19 protein-coding genes are annotated in these 19,318 nt (G+C 69.6%); all 19 read right to left on the reverse strand.

All coding sequences use genetic code 11. The annotated features are described in order from the left end of the window. Positions 1–7: 7 nt before the first annotated feature. The 19 genes from AB0J58_RS17750 to thrC all read right to left on the reverse strand — a co-directional run bounded on the left by AB0J58_RS17750 (position 8) and on the right by thrC (position 19,102). Positions 8–817, reverse strand: a complete 810-nt coding sequence (locus AB0J58_RS17750) for a F0F1 ATP synthase subunit delta (protein WP_364216656.1) — start codon at positions 815–817, stop codon at positions 8–10. Beyond that, complete coding sequence (locus AB0J58_RS17755; protein ID WP_343975653.1) at positions 817–1,362, reverse strand: F0F1 ATP synthase subunit B; 546 nt, start codon at positions 1,360–1,362, stop codon at positions 817–819. The genes AB0J58_RS17750 and AB0J58_RS17755 overlap by 1 nt, the downstream gene beginning before the upstream one ends. Before the next feature lie 30 nt (positions 1,363–1,392). Next, positions 1,393–1,614 (reverse strand): ATP synthase F0 subunit C, encoded by a 222-nt coding sequence (atpE, locus tag AB0J58_RS17760; protein ID WP_343975656.1) that lies wholly within the window; start codon positions 1,612–1,614, stop codon positions 1,393–1,395. A gap of 65 nt (positions 1,615–1,679) precedes the next feature. Continuing rightward, positions 1,680–2,468 (reverse strand): F0F1 ATP synthase subunit A, encoded by a 789-nt coding sequence (gene atpB / locus AB0J58_RS17765; protein WP_343975659.1) that lies wholly within the window; start codon positions 2,466–2,468, stop codon positions 1,680–1,682. Positions 2,469–2,535: 67 nt separating this feature from the next. Further along, complete coding sequence (locus tag AB0J58_RS17770) at positions 2,536–2,751, reverse strand: AtpZ/AtpI family protein (RefSeq protein ID WP_343975662.1); 216 nt, start codon at positions 2,749–2,751, stop codon at positions 2,536–2,538. Between the two features lie 71 nt (positions 2,752–2,822). After that, on the reverse strand, positions 2,823–3,248 hold the full coding sequence (locus AB0J58_RS17775; RefSeq protein WP_364216659.1) for a hypothetical protein: 426 nt from the start codon (positions 3,246–3,248) through the stop codon (positions 2,823–2,825). Between the two features lie 152 nt (positions 3,249–3,400). Further along, positions 3,401–4,783 carry an undecaprenyl/decaprenyl-phosphate alpha-N-acetylglucosaminyl 1-phosphate transferase gene (locus AB0J58_RS17780; RefSeq protein WP_364216662.1) on the reverse strand — a complete coding sequence of 461 codons (1,383 nt, stop codon included), beginning with the start codon at positions 4,781–4,783 and terminating at the stop codon, positions 3,401–3,403. Positions 4,784–4,840: 57 nt separating this feature from the next. Further along, positions 4,841–6,106, reverse strand: coding sequence for a serine hydroxymethyltransferase (gene glyA / locus AB0J58_RS17785; RefSeq protein ID WP_364216665.1), 1,266 nt, complete (start codon positions 6,104–6,106; stop codon positions 4,841–4,843). Between the two features lie 219 nt (positions 6,107–6,325). Next, complete coding sequence (locus tag AB0J58_RS17790; RefSeq protein ID WP_343975674.1) at positions 6,326–6,706, reverse strand: hypothetical protein; 381 nt, start codon at positions 6,704–6,706, stop codon at positions 6,326–6,328. Positions 6,707–6,804: 98 nt separating this feature from the next. Further along, positions 6,805–8,871, reverse strand: coding sequence for a hypothetical protein (locus AB0J58_RS17795; protein WP_364216668.1), 2,067 nt, complete (start codon positions 8,869–8,871; stop codon positions 6,805–6,807). A gap of 108 nt (positions 8,872–8,979) precedes the next feature. Then, complete coding sequence (locus AB0J58_RS17800; RefSeq protein ID WP_364216671.1) at positions 8,980–9,645, reverse strand: L-threonylcarbamoyladenylate synthase; 666 nt, start codon at positions 9,643–9,645, stop codon at positions 8,980–8,982. 98 nt (positions 9,646–9,743) lie between these two features. After that, positions 9,744–10,598: a peptide chain release factor N(5)-glutamine methyltransferase gene (prmC, locus tag AB0J58_RS17805; RefSeq protein ID WP_364216674.1), complete on the reverse strand. Its 855-nt coding sequence runs from the start codon at positions 10,596–10,598 to the stop codon at positions 9,744–9,746. Positions 10,599–10,607: 9 nt separating this feature from the next. Then, complete coding sequence (gene prfA, locus AB0J58_RS17810) at positions 10,608–11,660, reverse strand: peptide chain release factor 1 (protein WP_343975686.1); 1,053 nt, start codon at positions 11,658–11,660, stop codon at positions 10,608–10,610. Positions 11,661–11,770: 110 nt separating this feature from the next. Next, entirely contained in the window at positions 11,771–11,989 is a 219-nt protein-coding gene (gene rpmE / locus AB0J58_RS17815; RefSeq protein ID WP_343975689.1) for a 50S ribosomal protein L31, read from the reverse strand. A gap of 195 nt (positions 11,990–12,184) precedes the next feature. Further along, the gene (locus tag AB0J58_RS17820; RefSeq protein WP_364216677.1) at positions 12,185–12,829 is read right to left on the reverse strand and encodes a response regulator transcription factor; all 645 of its coding nucleotides are present in this window, start codon (positions 12,827–12,829) and stop codon (positions 12,185–12,187) included. Positions 12,830–12,841: 12 nt separating this feature from the next. Next, a complete protein-coding gene (locus tag AB0J58_RS17825) occupies positions 12,842–14,161 on the reverse strand; it encodes a sensor domain-containing protein (protein ID WP_364216680.1) in 1,320 nt (439 codons plus the stop codon). Positions 14,162–14,291: 130 nt separating this feature from the next. Next, positions 14,292–16,310, reverse strand: coding sequence for a transcription termination factor Rho (gene rho / locus AB0J58_RS17830; protein WP_364216683.1), 2,019 nt, complete (start codon positions 16,308–16,310; stop codon positions 14,292–14,294). A gap of 466 nt (positions 16,311–16,776) precedes the next feature. After that, positions 16,777–17,763 carry a homoserine kinase gene (locus tag AB0J58_RS17835; protein ID WP_364216686.1) on the reverse strand — a complete coding sequence of 329 codons (987 nt, stop codon included), beginning with the start codon at positions 17,761–17,763 and terminating at the stop codon, positions 16,777–16,779. Positions 17,764–18,043: 280 nt separating this feature from the next. After that, entirely contained in the window at positions 18,044–19,102 is a 1,059-nt protein-coding gene (gene thrC, locus AB0J58_RS17840; RefSeq protein ID WP_343975704.1) for a threonine synthase, read from the reverse strand. Between the last annotated feature and the right edge of the window lie 216 nt (positions 19,103–19,318).

Consider the following 19,318-nt stretch of genomic DNA (forward strand, 5'->3'; position numbering starts at 1 on the left):
TATTCGCCTAGCCGGCCAACCGGCGGCGGACTTCTTCGATTCGTCCCGCGATGGTGGTGTCGATGAGATCGTCCCCGATGTGCACCGAGAACCCTCCCAGCACCCGCGGATCCACCTCGACGTTCAGATGAACGTCGCGGCCGTACGAGGTGCGCAGCCACGTGGCGAGACGCTGCTTCTGCTCCTCTGAGAGCACGATGGCGCTGCGCACCACCGCGACGAGGCGCTGCCGCTGGGCGGCGACCAGCTTTCCGAACTCCTCAAGCCCACTGTCCAGGCTACGTCCTCGCGGGTGTACCACGAGCTGCGTGACCAGGCGGAGAGTGGTGGGGGCGACCTTGTCGGCGAGCAGGGAGCCCAGCAGTTCCCGCCTGCCCTGCTCCGGTGCCGCCGTGGAGGTCAGGGTCCGGTGCAGTTCCAGGTTCGAGGCGACGATGCGCCCGAACCTGAACAGCTCGTCCTCGACGTCGTCGAGCCTGCCCTGCGCCTCGGCCTCCGCGGAGGCCGCGATGACACCGAGACGCTCAAGCGCGTCGGCCAGGTCGCCGGAGCGGGCCCACCGCGCGGACACGGCCGCGACGACCGTCTCCAGCGCGGCATCACTGACCTTGCCCTCCAGCAGCACCCGGACGACCTGCGCCTTCTGGGCCGCGGGCCGGGCGGGGTCGGAGAGGTTGCGGCGGAGCCCGTGCTCACGGTCGAACAGGTCGGCGACCGAGAAGAGCTCGTCGGCCAGCGTGCCGAGGTCGGCGCTCCCCGCGACGGCGTTGAAGCGCTCTTCGACCTCGGCCAGCGAAGCCCTGCTCAGACCTCTCATCAGCGGACCGCCGCGCTGCTCGACTCGAGCTCCTCAAGGAACCGGTCCACGGTGCGGCGCTGGCGCGCCTCGTCCTCAAGGGACTCGCCGACGATACGGCCGGCCAGATCGATCGACAGACGGCCGAGCTCCGCGCGGAGCTGGGCGAACGCCTGCTGACGGTCGGCCTCGATCTGCAGGTGCGCGGCCTCGACGAGACGGCGGGCCTCGGCCTGCGCCTCCTCGCGGAGCTCGGCCTTGATCTGCGCACCCTGCTCGCGAGCCTCCTCACGCAGGCGGGAAGCCTCGTGACGAGCCTCGGCGAGCTGGTCCTTGTACTGCTTGAGCAGCGCCTGGGCCTCGGCCTGGGCGTCCTCGGCTCGCTTGATGCCGCCCTCGATCGCATCGGTCCGCTCGGCCAGGGTCTTCTGGATTCGCGGGGTGAGGATCTTACCGACGACGAAGAGGACGACGAAGAACGCGAAACCGCCGACGACCAGCTCGTAGAGGTGCGGCATGATCGGGCTGGAGCCCTCGGCCGCCAGGAGCGTAGCTGCGGATGTCATCGATGCAGCCTTCCGTCAGGGTGTATTCGATCAGTAGATGAACGGCGCGACAAGGCCGATCAGGGCCAGCGCCTCGACGAGCACGAAGCCCAGCAGCATGTTCTGGCGGATCAGGCCGTAGGTCTCGGGCTGGCGGGCGATGGCCTGCAGACCGTTACCGAAGATGAGACCGACACCGATGCCGGGGCCGAGCGTGGCGAGCCCGTAACCGATGGAGCCGATGTTGCCGGTGACCTCAGCGAGGATGCTCATTGCTGTTTCCTTTACAAGATGGCCGGTGAACGGGTCTCACCGGTCTGAACTGGAGGAGAAGGGTCTTAGTGCTCGGCGTGCAGCGAGCCGCCGATGTACATCGCGGCGAGCAGCGCGAACAGGAAGGCCTGCAGGAACTGGATGAACATCTCGAACGCGGTCATCGCGATCGTCATGATGACGGCGACGACACCGACCGGAGCGCCGAGCGGCGTGAGCTGCTCGAAGAGGAACCAGAAACCAACGGCGCTGAAGAAGGCCAGGATGATGTGGCCCGCGAACATGTTGGCGAAGAGTCGCACCGCGTGGGTGAACGGCGCCACGATCATGTTGGAGAGGAACTCGATCGGCGCGAGCAGCACGTAGATCGGCTTGGGCAGGCCGGGGGGGAACATCATGTTCTTGAAGTAGCCGAGCCCCCCCTGGTGCTTCATGCCCAGGTAGATCTTCAGCACGTAGACGCTTACCGCCAGGACGATCGGGAAGGCGATGTGCGAGGCGATCGGGAACTGCAGGAAGGGGACGACCCCCATCAGGTTCCAGATCCAGACCAGGAAGAACAGGCTCAGCAGCAGGCCCATCCAGCGGTCGGCGTCCTTGCCCAGGAAGGGACGGGCGACCTGGTCACGGACGAACATGTAGCCGTACTCACCGATGTTCTGGATGCCCCTGGGCACCAGCTTCGGGTTGGCGAAGGCCGACCAGCAGAAGGCTATGACCACGATCGAGCTCAACAGGGCGAGCAGCACCGGCTTGGTGAACCAGGTGACGCCGGGAATGATCGGGGGGAGATCGAACAGCTCAAGCCCCGGGGCCTTGAACTCGTCGGCGGCGAGGACCGTCAGCGCCTTCACGCGGCGTTCCCTTCAACGTGGTAATGGATCAAGACTGCTTCCTCAGCGAAGCGACCGCCGCGCGAGGTCAGCGACCGTATTTCCGGTAGACCAGGTAGATGGCGAGAACGACACCGACGATCACTCCGATCGGTGTGAACACGGCCACGCCAGTCCAACGGCTCAGCAACCAACCGCCGCCGCCGTACAGGATGATCCCGGAGAGAATGTAGCTGGGAACCGACCAGGCAGCGTTGGCGAAGTCGCGGCCATCGCTCTCGGGCCTGCGTTCTTGTTCGCTCATTGCGGGCATGACAATAGCAGCCGGGGAGATGACTAGTCATATCGGGTCCCGCCGCCCGGTCATGATACGCCTCATCGGGGGCCGCCCTGTCCGGGAACCGCGGCACTCGGGTCAACGTAGAGCATCTTCGTTTTCACGAAGCCCCGCATCTCGCCGGCCGTCCAGACGACGGTGCAGATGATCGCCGACCAGCCGAAGGCGCGCGGCTCGAACGCGGTGGCGCTCTCGAACACCTTGAGGAGCGCCATGATGATCAGGACCTTCACCGCGTAGGTGGCGATCGCGGTGACCATCATCACGACGGGAGAGACCCGGCTCGCGGAGGAGACCGCGACCAGGCTGATCGTGAAGAAGACCGCCACCACCGACAGGCCGATCACGGCCCCCAGGGCCCCCTTGGCACCGGAGAGCAGGGCCGTCGCGAGGATGACGACCGCACCCGCGGCGGCGGTGGGTATCACGGCCCCTTTGAGGACGCGCACGTCATTGGCCTGCATCGGCACTCCCAGTGACTGTTATCAAGCGAGCGATTGCTACCTCACAGATCCAGCTGAACCATGGATCCGTTAGTGAAAGCTATCACAAGCTCATGGAAGAGCGCCTTTACCTGCCGTTTCAAGTGAATGATCAATCAGCTGAGGTGGACCGCTCAACGCCGCGTCTCAGGGTTTGAGAAGCCTTGGCGGGGAGCGGTGAGTGACAGGTCGGGCAGCGCCGAGCGCGTGGCGGTGCCGTCGCCGTCGTCGCCGGTGACGGCCCGGCGGGGCCCCGGCGTCTCCGAGGGATAGGGGTGGGGCCGGACCCGGGCCTGCGGCTCGGCCGGCCACACCTGCCGGCCCGGCCCCTCGGCGGGACCGCTGAATCCGGTGGGGGCCACGGGCCCAGCGGGCCCGGCGGTGCCGGTCGGGCCCTGATCTCCGGAGCCGCCGACGTCGCGGCGGGCCCGCCAGCGGGGCAGCGCCATCATCACCAGCACGCCGATGGCGAGCAGCACGGTCAGCGGGAACAGGACGAGCGGGACACCCTCGATGGACAGCGCCACGACCGCGAAGGCGAACAGGAAGGTCCAGGCGTACATGATCATGACGCTGCGGCGGTGGGAGTGTCCGATGTCCAGCAGGCGGTGGTGGAGATGCCCTCGGTCGGGTGCGAACGGCGACAGGCCGTTGGACGTGCGCCGGACCACCGCCATGATCAGATCGAGCAGCGGAAGCACCAGGATCGCCACCGGCACGAGCAGGGGGAGGATGACGGGGAAGCGGTTGATGCTGCTGGAGTCGAGCGGCGTCACCAGGATCATCGTGGAGGCGAGCACCAGGCCGATCAGCATCGCCCCGGTGTCCCCCATGAAGATCTTCGCCGGGTGGAAGTTGTGCGGCAGGAAGCCCAGGCAGATCCCGATGAGCACCGAGGCGATGACCGCCGTCACGTTGATGCTGGTGTTGCCGTAGTCCTTCGACAGGGCCACCGAGTACGTCCAGGTGGCCATCGCGGCGATGCCCACGATTCCGGCGGCCAGCCCGTCGAGCCCGTCGACGAAGTTGACGGCATTGATCATGACGACCACGATCAGGATCGTGATCAGCGGACTCAGCGTGGAGTCGAGAATGGTCTGCCCGCCCAGCGCCGTGGGCAGCGGGAGCCACGGCAGGCTGACGCCGAAGGCGACGAGCACGCCCGCCGCGCCGATCTGCCCGGCGAGCTTGACCAGGGCGTCCATTCCCAGCCAGTCGTCCAGAAAGCCGGTCAGCGTGATCAGCCCTCCCGCGGCGATCAGCGCGATCACCGTCTTGCCCTGGCCCTCGGCCGCCAGCTTGCCCCCGGCGTAGGGCAGCTCGCCGGCGATCAGCAGACCGGCGACGAGACCGCCGTACATCGCCAGGCCGCCGAGTCTGGGCGTCGGCGTGGTGTGCACGTCACGGTCGCGGACCTCGGGCATGGCACCGATACGGATGGCGAAAACGCGGACCAGTGGGACCAGCAGGTATGTCACCGCGGCCGCGACGAGCGCCATGAGAAGGTATTCGCGCACGGAACCAGTTTCGCGGATAGTCCGGCCACCTGTGACCGGAAAACGCCACAGAACAGCTCATAGTTCGCTGGGATATATCTGGTGGAGGCTCGTCAGCGCCGCGACGCGCTCCCGTATTTCACCCACTGCGTCGGGGTTGCGGATGGCCTGTGCCACCATCGAGGCCACCGCCTTCATCTCCTCGGCCCCCATCCCCTGGGTCGTGACGCAGGGGGTGCCCACCCGGATCCCGGATGTCACCGTGGGCGGCTCCGGGTCGTAGGGGATCGCGTTGCGGTTCAGCGTGATCCCGGCCGCACCACACCGCTGCTCGGCCACCGCGCCGGAGACCCCGACGTCACGCAGGTCGATCAGTGCCAGATGGCTGTCGGTGCCCCCGGAGACGGACCGCATCCCCTCGGCGGCCAGGGCGTCGGCCAGCACCTGGGCGTTGGCCACCACCTGCCGCGCGTACCGTGCGAACTCGGGGCGCAGCGCCTCGCCGAACGCCACGGCCTTGGCCGCCACCGCGTGCATGAGCGGGCCACCCTGTACGAAGGGGAAGACCGCGCGGTCGACCCTGGGGGCCAGCTCCCGGGTGCACATGATCCCGCCTCCCCTCGGGCCGCGCAGCGCCTTGTGCGTGGTGAAGGTCACCACGTCCGCGTACGGCACGGCGGACGGCAGGGCGTCCCCGGCCATCAGCCCGATGGTGTGCGCGACGTCGGCGAGCAGCCAGGCGCCCACCTCGTCGGCGATCCCCCGGAAGGCCGCGAAGTCGATCTTTCGGGAATAGGCGGTGGCCCCACATATGATCATTTTGGGCTGGTGCCGCAACGCCAGCTCCCTGACCTCGTCATAGTCGATCAGCTCGGTGTCCCTGCGCACGCCGTAGGCCACGACGTCGAACCAGCGGCCGGAGAAGTTGACCTTGGAGCCGTGCGTGAGGTGGCCGCCGTGCGACAGCGCCATCGCCAGCACCGTGTCGCCCGGCTGGAGCAGTGCCGCGTAGGCCGCCAGATTCGCCGAGGCGCCGGAGTGGGGCTGCACGTTGACGTGCTCGGCACCGAACAGCCGCTTGGCCCGGTCGATCGCGAGCCGCTCGGCCCGGTCGACGACCTCGCATCCGGCGTAGTAGCGCCTGCCGGGGTAGCCCTCCGCGTACTTGTTGGTGAGCGTCGAGCCGAGCGCGGCGAGCACGGCGGGCGAGGCGAAGTTCTCACTCGCGATCAGCTGGACGCCGCCGCGGAGCCTGTCGAGCTCGTCGAGGAGTACGGAGGCGATCTCCGGATCCTCGCGCTGCAGTAGGTCGAAATCTGGCCCGTAGTACGGCTCTGCGCCCATGGCTCACATCCCGAAGATGACAACTCACCCCCACTGTAAGCCCGGCCACCCTGGTTGTCCCAGGTCAGAGAGGTGTCGCCACGGGAAGACGTGTCTCCGTGCGGAAACGCACGCCCCAAAAGGCCCCTGGCAGCGTCCACCCGGGAGGCTTCGAGAACCGCCCGGCCCGCGGGCCTCGCGCCGAAGGACCCGGCCGGCGCCGCCGGGCCGGGAAGGACGTCAGGAGAAGGCGTGCGGGGCCCCGGCTCCCACCGGCACCCATCTCGGCGTGTCGGCCGCCTGGTCGCTGATCGAGGTCAGGATCGCCTGCCGGTAGAGGCCGAGACGGGTACGCCACTCCGTCATGTCCTCGACGTAGCGGCCGGAGACCGGGGCGTCCCAGACATCCCTGCTCCTGGCGAGCTGGTAGGCCTTGTCCAGGCTGGCGGTCAGCGTGTCGAGTTCGGGAAGCACCTGCCGCCACATCATGACCAGCCGCTGGTATTCGGGGTTGAACTCCCACGCCGTGGCGGCGTCCGAGGACGGCAGGCCACCGCCGCCCGAGGCCGGTGGGGTCTCCCCCGGCTGCAGCGGCTGCGGTGCGGGTGGATCCACGAACATCACAGGCTCCTCACCCTCGCTGACACAGTCCCTGCCTCCCGTTCACTGCCCGACGCCGTGGTGGTGCCGACCGGCTCGGAAACCGGGTTCGCCCCCGCTCACCGCCCGCCTCCCGGAGGCGGGATCGGCCGCAGCGGATCTCCCGGCTCCACGTCGCCCGCCGGCCCGTCGGGTCCGACGTCCATGGGCACCCAGGCCCCCTCGCCCCAGGTCTCCCCCTCCGGTACCCGGACGCCGGGCATCTCCAGCGGCTCGATCTCCCGGGCGTTGTCGGCGAGCGTCCTGAGAGCGTCCAGGTCGAGAGGGCCCGCCTCCGCGGTGACGACGTCGCCGTCGCCGGCCCACCGGGCGGCCGGACCGTCCGGTGCGGCTGCCAGGCCCCCGGGAGCCGCCCCAGCCGGCTGTCCCGCGCCCCCTGCGGCATCCTCCGCCCCTGGCGCCTCGCCGAAGACCGCGTCGCCGATGGACGGCGCGCCGACGTCTCCTCGCGGCATCACAGCGGGCTGCGCGGCCGCCTCGCCGGAGACCGTACCCGCCGTCTGGACGGCGGGTACGGCGGAGGTGGTGGCCTGCGGCCGAACAGCGGCCTCAGCTGAGGTCGTACCGGTGGGCCCGGGGGTGGCCTCGCCCCCCGTGCCCGGCGGCTGGACGGTCTGGTCGGTGGTGGGTCCCGCGGTGTCGAGGAGCGGATAGTCGGGTTTGGCCGAATCGAGCGGGCCGTGCGGCTCGACCCAGCCCGGCTGCCCCGCCGTGGCGGAGATGTTGTCGACCGTGGGCATCTCCAGTGGCGGGATGTCCTCGATGTTCTTCAGCAACTCGTCGACCTCGGCCGCCGTGGGCGAGTCGAGCGGGATCTGGAGCACCTTCACACCATCGACCTCCACGATCTTCGCCCGATGATCGCCGCTCTGGTCGATGTCGTCTGGATGGTCCTTCCGGGAAGTGTCGAGAATGTTGTCGCCGGACGTGCCGCCATCCTGCCTGGGCGAGCGCTCGTCGCCCTTGGAGCCGGAATCGCCCTTGGCATCGGGATCGTTCACCGGCGCGCCATCTACGGGGCCGTCCCCACGCGGCGTCGTCTCGTCCCCCTTGGAACCGGAGTCACCCTTGGCATCGGAATCCTCCCCGCCGGGCATCGTGTCGTGCACATTGACGATCTCCGGCCGTGCATCATCGACTCTGGGCGTCTCCGGTACGGGTGTGGCGTCCGGGCCGGAGGCCTCGGGCACGGGCGTCTGTCGTGGCACGTCGTCAACCGGCCGCCCCCCGTCCTGAGGTCCCTCACCGGGCCCTGGAACCGCGGGTTTCAGATCCTCGACCTTCGGCGTCTCCGGCCGCGTGTCCTCGGCCCTGGGCGCCTCCGGTACGGGATCCGGCTTCGGAGCCTCACGCGGCGTGTCCTCGGCCCTGGGCGCCTCCGGTACGGGATCCGGCTTCGGAGCCTCACGCGGTGCGGTGTCAACCGGCTTGACGCTCTCCTTGGGGGTGTCTCCGTCGCGCGGAGAGGTCTCGTCCCCCTTCGAACCCGTGTCCGGCTTCCGGTCATCGGTCCCGGACGCCTCCGGCTTCGGCGTCTCCCTCGAACCGTCCCTCGGGGAGGTCTCGTCCCCCTTCGAGCCCGCCTCCGGCTTGGCCTCGTCCCCCTTCGAGCCCGTCTCGGGCTTGGCCTCGTCCCCCTTCGGGGTCTCCGGCTTGGGAGAGTCCTTCGGATCGTCGCGCTGAGTGCTCTCGGCCGACTGGTCACCGACGCGGGGCTTGTCGTCCGGTTTGAGACCATCGGCCCCCGAGGTCTCGGGCTTCGTGCCATCACCCGCCGCGCCGGTCCCGGGCTTCGCGCCGTTCTGGGAACCCTCAGGCTTCGCGTCGTCGCCCGCCGCGCCGCTGTCAGGCTTCGTGTCCCCGGCCTTGGGCTCGGCGGGAGGCGCCGTCGCGTTCTGGTTGATCCTCTTCTCCAGCAACGTCACGCGAGCGGAGACGTCACGGACCATCACGTCGCACGCGTCGGCGATCTGGACGGGTCTGTGGGTCGACTGCGAGGACAGGCCGGCCCCGCTCATCAGCTGGGTGACCTTGCCCTCGACGTTCCGCATCTGGTCGGCCGCCCGCCGCACCTCGGACAACAGGTCGCGGACCAGCTTGGGGTCCATTCCTTCGAACTTGCCCATGGACGTCTCCCGGAAGTGTCGGCCCACTTCAAGGTACCGGGGAGAGCGCTCCGCGTCACGGTGATAATCAGATGGCATGGATCACGGCATATGCCGTGGACGCGCTGGTCAGTCGTCGGACTCCGGCCCCGCGTCCGTCGCCACGTAGCCGATCACGCCGCGCAGCCTCTCCACCGTGACCGCCCCGCGCCGCAGCAACCTGGGCACCGCGGTGGTCAGATCCAGGATCGTCGAAGGGGTGCCGCTCTCACACGGCCCGGCGTCGAGATAGACCGACACCGAGTCGCCGAGCTGCTTCTCCGCGTCGGCGGCGCTGGTCGCGGCGGGGGCGCCGGAGCGGTTGGCGCTGGAGACGGCCAGCGGGCCGGTCTCCTTGAGCAGGTCGAGGGCGACCGCGTGCAGCGGCATCCGGATGGCGACGGTGCCCTTGGCGTCCCCCAGGTCCCACGAGAGGGACCTGTTCGCGCGGCAGATCAGCGTGAGCGGCCCCGGCCAGAAGGCGTCGACGAGATCCTGGCCGTACGGACCGAGGTTCTCCACCAGGGCGTTGGCCGCCCGGACGGTCCCGACCAGTACCGGCACCGGCATGTCACGGCCGCGGCCCTTGGCATCCAGCAGGGCGGTGACCGCGGCGGGTGTGAAGGCGTCGGCGCCGATACCGTAGACGGTGTCGGTCGGCAGCACCACGAGCTCCCCCCGCCCCAGGACGGACGCGGCCTCTACCAGGCCCGTGGCGCGCTGCTCGGCATCGATGCAGTCAAAACGTCGGCTCACTGTGCCTCCTGTCGATCGATCGCTACGCGCATTCGCGCGCCTCCTCGCCCGCCGGCGCCTCGCCGGCGGCCAGGACCCCCTCGCTCACGGCGTGCATCCTATTCCCGGCCGAAGCGGGCGGTGACGAAGCGGTCCCTGCGCGTCAGGTCCTGGCGGCTGCGGACGTCGCGCCAGCCGTTCTCCTCAGAGAAGATCAGATAGACCGGCGTGCCCTGCTGATCGGCGTGTTCCACGGCGACGAAGCCACCGGGGCGCAGCAGGCGCCTGGCGGTCCTTTCGACGGCCCTGACCTCGTCGAGGCCGTCGCTGCCCGACCCGTACAGCGCGCGGTGCGGGTCGTAGTCGCGGACCTCGGGGTCACGGGGGATCGCGCCGGGCGGGATGTACGGCGGGTTGGAGACCACCAGGTCGACCTGGCCGTCCAGTTCGGAGAGGGCGTCGGCCAGATCCTCCGGGTGCAGGTGGACGCGGCCCTGACCGTGCTCGATGATGTTGCGCTTGGCCCAGCCGTAGGCGTCCGGGTCGACCTCGACCGCGTGCACGGTGGCCAGCGCGACCTCCTGGGCGATGGACAGCGCGATGGCACCGGACCCGGTGCCGAGATCCACGACCACGGGCGAGGCGACGTCCATCTCCCGCAACCTGTCGATCGCCCAGCCCACCACGACCTCGGTCTCCGGGCGCGGCACGAACACTCCCGGCCCGACCTCCAGGGACAGGTAGCGGAAGTAGGCCCGCCCGGTGATGTGCTGAAGCGGCTCGCGGGACTCCCTGCGGGCGACGCCCTCCCAGAACAGGGCGTCGAAGTCGGAGTCCTTCACGGTGTGCAGCTCGCTGCGCCGTACGCCGTGCACACATGCGGCGATCTCCTCGGCGTCGGTGCGCGGCGACGGCACACCTGCCTCGGCGAGCCGGGCGGTGGCGAGGGCGATCTCGTCCAGCAGAAAGGTCATGGGCGCGTTCTATGAATGGTTGGCGAGCTTCTCCGCCATCTCAGCGTTGAGCAGGGACTGGATGACGGCCGTGAGATCCCCGTCGAGCACCTGGTCGAGGTTGTACGCCTTGAAACCGACACGGTGATCGGAGATGCGGTTCTCGGGAAAGTTGTAGGTGCGGATGCGCTCGGAGCGGTCGACGGTGCGGATCTGGGACTTGCGCTCGGCCATGGCGGCGGCGTTGGCCTCCTCCTCGGCGATCGCCTGCAGGCGGGCCCGCAGGATGCGCATGGCCGACTCCTTGTTCTGGAGCTGGCTCTTCTCGTTCTGGCAGGAGGCGACCACCCCGGTCGGCAGGTGCGTGATCCGCACGGCCGAGTCGGTGGTGTTGACACTCTGGCCACCGGGACCGCTGGAGCGGTAGACGTCGATGCGGAGGTCGTTCGGGTCGATCTGGACGTCGACGTCCTCGGCCTCCGGGTAGACGAGCACCCCGGCGGCGCTGGTGTGGATGCGTCCCTGGGACTCGGTGACCGGCACCCGCTGGACGCGGTGCACACCGCCCTCGAACTTGAGCCTCGACCAGACGCCCTCGTCACCCCTGGCCTTCAGGGCGATCGTGACATCCTTGTAACCGCCGAGGTCGGAGTGGGTGGCGTCGATGAGCTCGGTCTTCCAGCCGATCCGCTCGGCATACCGCAGATACATCCGCAGGAGGTCCCCGGCGAACAGCGCGGACTCCTCGCCGCCCTCGCCCGCCTTGATCTCCATGATGATGTCCTTGTCATCATTGGGATCACGCGGGACGAGCAGGTGCCTGAGCTTCTCCTCCAGCTCGGGAACCCGCGCTTCGAGCTCCTTGGCCTCCTCCGCGAACGCCTCGTCCTCCGAGGCCAGCTCCCTCGCCGTCCCGAGGTCCGCCTGGACGCCCTCAAGCTCACGGTAGGTGTTGATGATCGGAGTCAGCTCGGCGTAGCGCCTGCCGAAGGTGCGCGCCTGCTTCTGGTCGGCGTGCACGGAGGGGTCGGCGAGCTTGAGTTCCAGCTCGGCGTACTCACTGAGCAACTCGTCGAGGTTCACCGTGCGTCCTTCCTTTAAAGCCCTGCCAAGCCTGCCTCATCACCACGAACGCCGACCCGGGCACCCCCCTTTCCCGGGAGGGTTGTTCCGAGCCGGCGTCGGGATGGGGGCTACTGGCCCGTGGACTTCTTGCCGAAGCGCTTCTCGAAGCGCGCCACCCGGCCGCCGGTGTCCAGGATCTTCTGCTTGCCCGTGTAGAAGGGGTGGCAGGCGGAGCACACGTCGGCGTGGATCACGCCGTTCTTGGCGGTGCTGCGGGTGGTGAAGGAGTTACCACAGGTGCACGTCACCTGAGTGGCGACGTACTCCGGGTGGATGTCGGGCTTCATGTCGTCTTTTCCTCTCCAAAACGCGGTCGCCGGGTCGCCACTGTCTCTCGCCGATGAGGCTTGCGCGCTGGCACACCGAGGTGCGCGCGGGCGGGAACCGGAACCGCTGCGGTTCGGCTACCAGTGTGCCAGATCCTGCAACCATCCCAGGCCACAAGACATTCCCCGCCCCGGAGAGACCGGGGCCGCGGGCTTTCACCTGCCCAGATACGCGAGCACGGCGAGAACCCGGCGGTGGTCGTCGGTGGCGGGCTCCAGGCCGAGCTTGCCGAAGATGCCGGAGATGTGTTTCTCCACGGCGCCCTCGGTGACGAGCATGCGCCCGGCGACCGCGGCGTTGGAACGGCCCTCCGCCATCAGGGCCAGAACCTCGCGTTCCTTCGCGGTCAGCGACTCCAGGGGATCTCCCCTGCGCCGGCGGCCCAGCAGCTGCCCGATCACCTCCGGGTCGATGACCGTTCCCCCGGCGGCCACCCGGCGCACCGCGTCGAGGAACTCGGCCACGTCCGCTATCCGCTCCTTGAGCAGGTAGCCGACCGCCGCGGCGCCACCGCCGATCAGTTCCGTGGCGTACTGCTCCTCGACGTACTGCGACAGCACGAGGATCGGCAGCCTCGGCCGCCGGCTCCTGGCCTCCAGGGCCGCGCGCAGTCCCTCGTCGGTGTGCGTCGGCGGCATCCTGACGTCGACGATCGCCAGGTCCGGATCGTGCTCGACGACCGCGGCCACCAGCCCTGGGCCGTCGCCCACGGCCCCGACGGTATCGATGCCCCCGTCGGCCAGCAGCCTGGCCAGCCCCTCGCGCAACAGCACCGAGTCTTCGGCGATCACCACCCGCATGTGTTCAGGCCCTCACCATTCGCAGGGCAGTTCGGCTCTGATCACCGTGGGGCCGCCGAGCGGGCTGTCGACGCTCAGGGTGCCGTCGATGGTCGCCGCCCGGTCGGCCAGCCCGGCGAGGCCGCCTCCGGGCCGCGGCACCGCGGCGCCGACCCCGTTGTCGTAGATCTCGACGATCACCCGCTGCTCCTGCCGGCTGACCCGGATGGACGCCTCGGTGGCCTCGGAGTGCTTGGCCAGATTGGTCAGACACTCGGCCACGACGAAGTACGCGATGCTCTCCACCGCCGGCGGGGGCCGGTGCGAGACCTCCACCGCCAGATCCACCCGTACGGGCGCGCGCGCGGCGAGCGACGACAGGGCGGCGTTCAGCCCCCTGTCGGTGAGGATCGCCGGATGGATGCCCCTGGCGAGGTCACGCAGCTCGGCGATGGCGGCTTTGGTGCCCCGATGCGCCTGGTCCAGGAGCTCCCGGGCCGCCTCGGGGTCGGAGTCCAGCTTGGCCTGCGCCCGGCCCAGGTCCATGGCCACCGACAGCAGCCGCTGCTGTGCGCCGTCGTGCAGGTCACGCTCGATCCGCCGCCGCTCGGCCTCGGCCGCGTCCACCCCGCGGGCCCGGCTGGCCCGCAGGTGCGCAGCGCGGGCCGCCAGCAGGTTCTTCTCCCCCGCGCCCAGCAGGGCGGCGCCGAACAGGCCGTGCAGCCAGGCCATCCCCCGGGTCGCGTACAGGGCCGCGAGCAGGAACCCCATCCCGATCAGCGTGCACAGCAGCGCCTTCGGCCCGCTGTCGATCGGCAGCTCGCCGATGGGTGTCATCGGCTCCCCCACCAGCAGCAGGGGCAGTGGCGCCACGGTCAGGCCGAGCCCGAGCGTCCACAGCACCGCCGAGACCGTGAACTCCGCGATCCCGATCGGCAGCAGCAACAGCAGGTAGAGCAGATCCTTCCAGGTGGCGGGATCGACGAACATGTCCTTCCAGCGCAGGAACAGGTTGTCGCCCTCCGACGGCCGGTAGGGGGTGGGGATGTCGACGCCGAAGGCCAGCCGGAGGAACCGGCGCTCCAGCATCGCCACCCCCCGCCAGGCCAGCATGGTCAGGGCGAGGAGCGGCAGCCCGATCCACACGATCACCAGCGCCAGGGAGAGCGGGATCACCGAGGCGAGGAACGCGAACCAGGCGAGGCCGTGGAACAGGCTGACCAACAGGTAGGGAACGGCCCGCCAGGTCATCGGGTCGACGAACATGCCGAAGGGGCCGTTCGGCCCCAAGGGCACGCGCCGCCGGAGCGGCGTCCTGACCACGGGCCTGCTCACCACTGTCTCGGCAGTCACGCGCCCCCCTGTCATCCGCGGAAATGCGTCCTGAAGTAGGGATATCCCGAAGGCCTGGGCCAGACAAGCGCTTTGGAGACGCCGAACGCCCCGGCCCGAGGGGCCGAGGCGTTCAACGTGCGGTGAGCGGTCAGTCGCGCTCGGAGCTGACGGTCGTCTTCTGCACCTGGAGCAGGAACTCCGCGTTGGACTTGGTCTCCCTCATCTTCTCCAGGAGAAGCTCGAGAGCCTGCTGCATGTCAAGGGCGTGCAGCACGCGGCGGAGCTTCCAGATGATCTGGAGCTCGTCCTTGCCCATGAGGATCTCCTCCTTGCGGGTACCGGACGCGTCGACGTCCACCGCGGGGAAGATCCGCTTGTCGGCAAGCTGCCGGTTGAGCTTGAGCTCCAGGTTGCCCGTGCCCTTGAACTCCTCGAAGATGACCTCGTCCATCTTGGAGCCGGTCTCGACCAGCGCGGTGGCGAGGATCGTCAGCGAGCCGCCGTTCTCGATGTTGCGGGCGGCACCGAAGAAACGCTTCGGCGGGTAGAGCGCGGTGGAGTCGACACCACCGGACAGGATGCGGCCGGAGGCCGGGGCCGCCAGGTTGTAGGCACGGCCCAGACGGGTGATCGAGTCGAGCAGCACGACCACGTCGTGGCCCAGCTCCACCAGTCGCTTGGCGCGCTCGATGGCGAGCTCCGCGACCGTGGTGTGGTCCTCGGCCGGGCGGTCGAAGGTCGAGTGGATGACCTCGCCCTTCACCGACCGCTGCATGTCGGTGACCTCTTCCGGACGCTCGTCCACCAGGACGACCATCAGGTGGCACTCGGGGTTGTTGTGGGTGATCGCGTTGGCGATCGCCTGAAGCACCATCGTCTTGCCCGCCTTGGGCGGGGAGACGATGAGACCGCGCTGGCCCTTGCCGATCGGCGCCACCATGTCGATGATCCGGGTGGTCAGGATGTTCGGCTCGGTCTCCAGGCGCAGGCGCTCCTGCGGGTAGAGCGGGACGAGCTTATTGAAATCGGGGCGCTGCCGCGCCTGCTCCGGGTCCATGCCGTTGACCGTGTCCAGGCGGACGAGCGCGTTGAACTTCTCGCGGCGCTCGCCGTCGCGGGGCTGGCGGACGGCGCCGGTGACGACGTCGCCCTTGCGCAGGCCGTTGCGGCGGATCTGGGCCAGCGAGACGTAGACGTCGTTGGAACCCGGCAGGTAACCACTGGTCCTGACGAACGCGTAGTTGTCGAGGATGTCGAGGATTCCGGCGATCGGGATCAGAACGTCGTCGTCGCCCACCACGGGCTCGTTGCTGTCGAAGCGGTCGCGGCCACGGCGGTTGCGCTCGCGGAACCGGCCGCGGCGGCCGCGACGGTCGTCGTCGTCGCCCACGCCGTGCTGGTCGCTGCGGTCCTGCGGCCCCCGGTTCTGCGGGCCACGGTCACCACGGTCACCGCGCTCGCCACGGTCACCGCGCTCGCCACGGTCACCGCGCTCACCGCGGTCGTTGATCCGCTCGCCACGGTTCTGGCCGGCGTCGGCGGCGCGGGAGTCGGTGCGCTGGTCTCCGCGCTGGTCGCTGCGGTTGTCGCCGCGCTCACGGCGGTCGTTGGTGCGCTCGCCGCGCTCGCCGCGCTCGCCGCGCTCGCCGCCACGGCCGCGACGCTCGCCGCGCTCACGGCGGCTCTCGCCACGCTCGCCGCGGCCCTCGGCCGGGACGGTGTCGATGGTCTGCTGCTCCACGACAGGCTCGGCAGCGACGACGGCCACGGGCTCGGGAGCGGGCGGCGCCTGCTCCACAGCGGGCTCGGCGGCCACGACGGGACGGGAACGTTCCCTGCGGGTGCGCGCCGGACGCTCGACGACCGGCTCGGCCGCGGCTGCGGGGACGGCCACGGCCGGAGTCTCCTTGGCGGTGGCGGGAGCCTGGGCACTCTCGGCGGAGACGCCCTGCTTCTCCTGGATGGCCGCGATGAGCTGGCTCTTGCGCATCCGCCCTGTCCCGCTGATGCCGAGACCGGAGGCCATGGCCTGCAGTTCGGGCAGCACCATGGCGGACAGGCCGGTGCCGGAGCGACGGCGCGGCTTGGCCGCGGGGCGGGTGGGGGTGTCGCCGGACGTCGGCGCCGTGCCGGTGACGTCGGAGAGGAGTTCGGTGGTGTCGCTCACTAATGGGTCCTTCCCAGGGGTCGGGCGTGGCCATGATCAGCCAATCGTCCCGGTGGTGCGATCGACCCGGTGGGACAGACCGGGTCGGGTTGCACGTTGCGATCCTCGACGGCCCATGGAGAGCCGCCGCCACTGTCGGAGAAGGGCTGATCCAGGCCGTCACCATCGAGAATCGCCGACGGTGGGACTTGGAGGACACCCCCCCGGATTGCTACCGGCAACCAGATGTCGAGGTAGATCGAACGCGCATGTCCCCTAAAACGCCGCCTCTTCGTTGCCCCAGCCGAATGTGGAGCATTCGGAGGCGACGGATTCGGGGAGGCCACTGCGGCGATCACGCCTCACGGAGTGAGACATGATGCAGCGATGTGTGGCTGACAAGCACGCACCCAACGCGGGGCACCTGGTGCGGCTATCAGCCTAACATCACCAGCGCACACAGCTATTCCCTGAAGGTCGAGAGATGTCAGCGTGTCTCAAGAGAAACAACGCGGGCACCCCGGGTTTCGACATCCAGTGGCCGGATGTGCCAGTCATTACCCACTTCCGTTGCGATCAAATCCTGCGTATTCACGGTCGAAAACGCAAGAACCGTGGGCCCCGCTCCCGAAACGACCGCGGCGACGCCCGCCCCGCGCAGCCGCCGTACCAGGTCGGCGGTGAGCGGCATCGCGGGCGCGCGGTAGTCCTGATGGAGGCGATCCTCGGTGGCGGCCAGCAGAAGTTCCGGTTCCGGCCTGGCCGTCAACGCCGCGACCAGCAGCGCGGCCCGCCCCGCGTTCGCGGCGGCGTCGGCGTGCGGGACCTCCTTGGGCAGCAGCCCGCGGGCGACCTCGGTGGACAGCCGGTACCCGGGGACGAGGACCACGGGCCTGACGTCGGAGTGCGGGAGCAGCCGTACCAGGTGCGGCGCCCCCGTTTCGTCCGTCCACGCGACGGTGAGCCCGCCCGCCAGGCACGGCGCCACGTTGTCGGGGTGGCCCTCGATCTCGGTGGCCAGCGCGAAGACCTCGTCGTCGGTGAGCTCGGGGAGCCCGGGCCGTGCCCTCGACCGGTGCGCGAGGGCGGAGCCGTCCTGACACGGGGTGCCGGCCAGTGCTCGGGCGGCGATGATCCCGGCGCAGATCGCGGCGGAGGACGACCCGAGGCCGCGGGCGTGCGGGATGCGATTGAGGCAGCGCAACCGGATCCCGGGCGGCTGCCGGAGCCCCATCCGCTCGAAGGTCGTGCGCATCGTGGTGACGATGAGGTGCCCCTCGCCCCCGTCAAGCTCGCCGGCGCCCTCTCCCTCGACCTCGATGACCACGCTCCGGGAGCCGGGGCCCTCCGGAGGCTCGAACAGCTCGGCCTCGACCTCGTCGTGGAGGCCGAGTGCCAGCCCCAGCGTGTCGAATCCCGGGCCGAGATTCGCCGAGGTCGCGGGGACCTGGACGGTCACCTTGCCGCTGATCATAGATCTCCCGGGGCACGGCTCGATGGCGTGGCCATGGCGGACAAGTGGCTTCTCCTATCTGCCCGGTTCTGCGGGATTTCCAAGTGCGATGCCGGGGCGGTCGCGGCGTGCCGGGTTCACCGGGCCCTGCCCCCTGGATCTTCCGCCCATCGTGGCCGGGCGGTTCCTCGTCGTGTTGTCGCCGGTCGCCGCGGAGCGCCACGGCTCCCCGCGCCGTCCCGCGGGGCACCGCCTGACCGGCTGACCGCCCCCTGTCACGGCAGGCTCCGCGGCACCGGATCTAGGCGAGTTCGAGGGCGACGGCCGCGGCGTGCGCGTCGATCGGGATCGTCACCGGGGCGGGAGCGCCGGAGATGGCCCAGTCGGGGTCCTTGAGGCCGTTTCCGGTCACCGTGCACACGACGCGCTGCCCCGGCTCGACCAGGCCCTGACTGTGGGCCTGGAGGAGGCCCGCCACGCTGGCGGCGGAGGCGAGCTCGACGAAGACGCCCTCCTCCTGGGCGAGCAGCTTGTACGCGGCGGCGATCTGGCGGTCGGTGACGGCCTGGATGACGCCGCCGGACTCGTCACGGGCGGCCTCGGCGAGCCGCCACGAGGCGGGGTTGCCGATCCGGATCGCGGTGGCGATCGTGTGCGGGTGGGTCACCGGCGCACCGTTGACGATCGGCGCGGAGCCGCTGGCCTGGAAGCCGAACATGCGGGGCGTCCTCGTCGCGACGCCGTCACCCGCGTACTCGGTGTACCCCATCCAGTACGCCGAGATGTTGCCCGCGTTGCCGACCGGGATGCAATGGATGTCGGGGGCGTCTCCGAGCGTGTCGACGATCTCGAAGGCGGCGGTCTTCTGGCCCTGGAGCCGGAACGGGTTCACCGAGTTGACCAGAGCGATCGGGTAGTTCTCGGAGAGCTTCCTGGTCATCTCCAGGCAGTCGTCGAAGGAGCCCTCGACCTGGAGCAGCCTGGCCCCGTGGACCAGCGCCTGGGCCAGCTTGCCCATCGCGATCTTACCCCGGGGCACCAGCACGGCGCAGGTCAGGCCCGCGCGGACCGCGTAGGCGGCGGCGGAGGCGCTGGTGTTGCCGGTGGAGGCGCAGATGACCGCCTTCGCCCCGTCCTCGACGGCCTTGCTGATGGCCATGGTCATGCCACGGTCCTTGAAGCTTCCCGTCGGGTTGAGGCCCTCGACCTTCAGGTAGACCTCGCAGCCGGTCAGCGCCGACACCCGGTTCGCCGGGACGAGCGGGGTGCCGCCCTCCAGGAGCGTGACGACGGGCGTCGCCGTGGTCACCGGAAGTCGGTCACGGTACTCCTCGATGAGGCCACGCCACGCCCTGGTCATGATTGCTCCTCCCGCGCGCGGCCGATCCGTGCGCGTGCTACCTGCGGTGTTGAAAAGGAGTCTACGGGCAACCTGTTCAGCCTTGGGATGCGCTGTCCACCGAATGGACACCTGGGGCGTCCTGCCTACAGGAAACCCTAAGAATGGGCCGATAGGGTCTGCGGAGCTTGACAGGCCTTGACAAGCGATGGGCCGGACACTTGACGGGCGACGAAC

The sequence above is a fragment of the Streptosporangium sp. NPDC049644 genome (assembly GCF_040675205.1).
Classification (GTDB): domain Bacteria; phylum Actinomycetota; class Actinomycetes; order Streptosporangiales; family Streptosporangiaceae; genus Streptosporangium; species Streptosporangium fukuiense.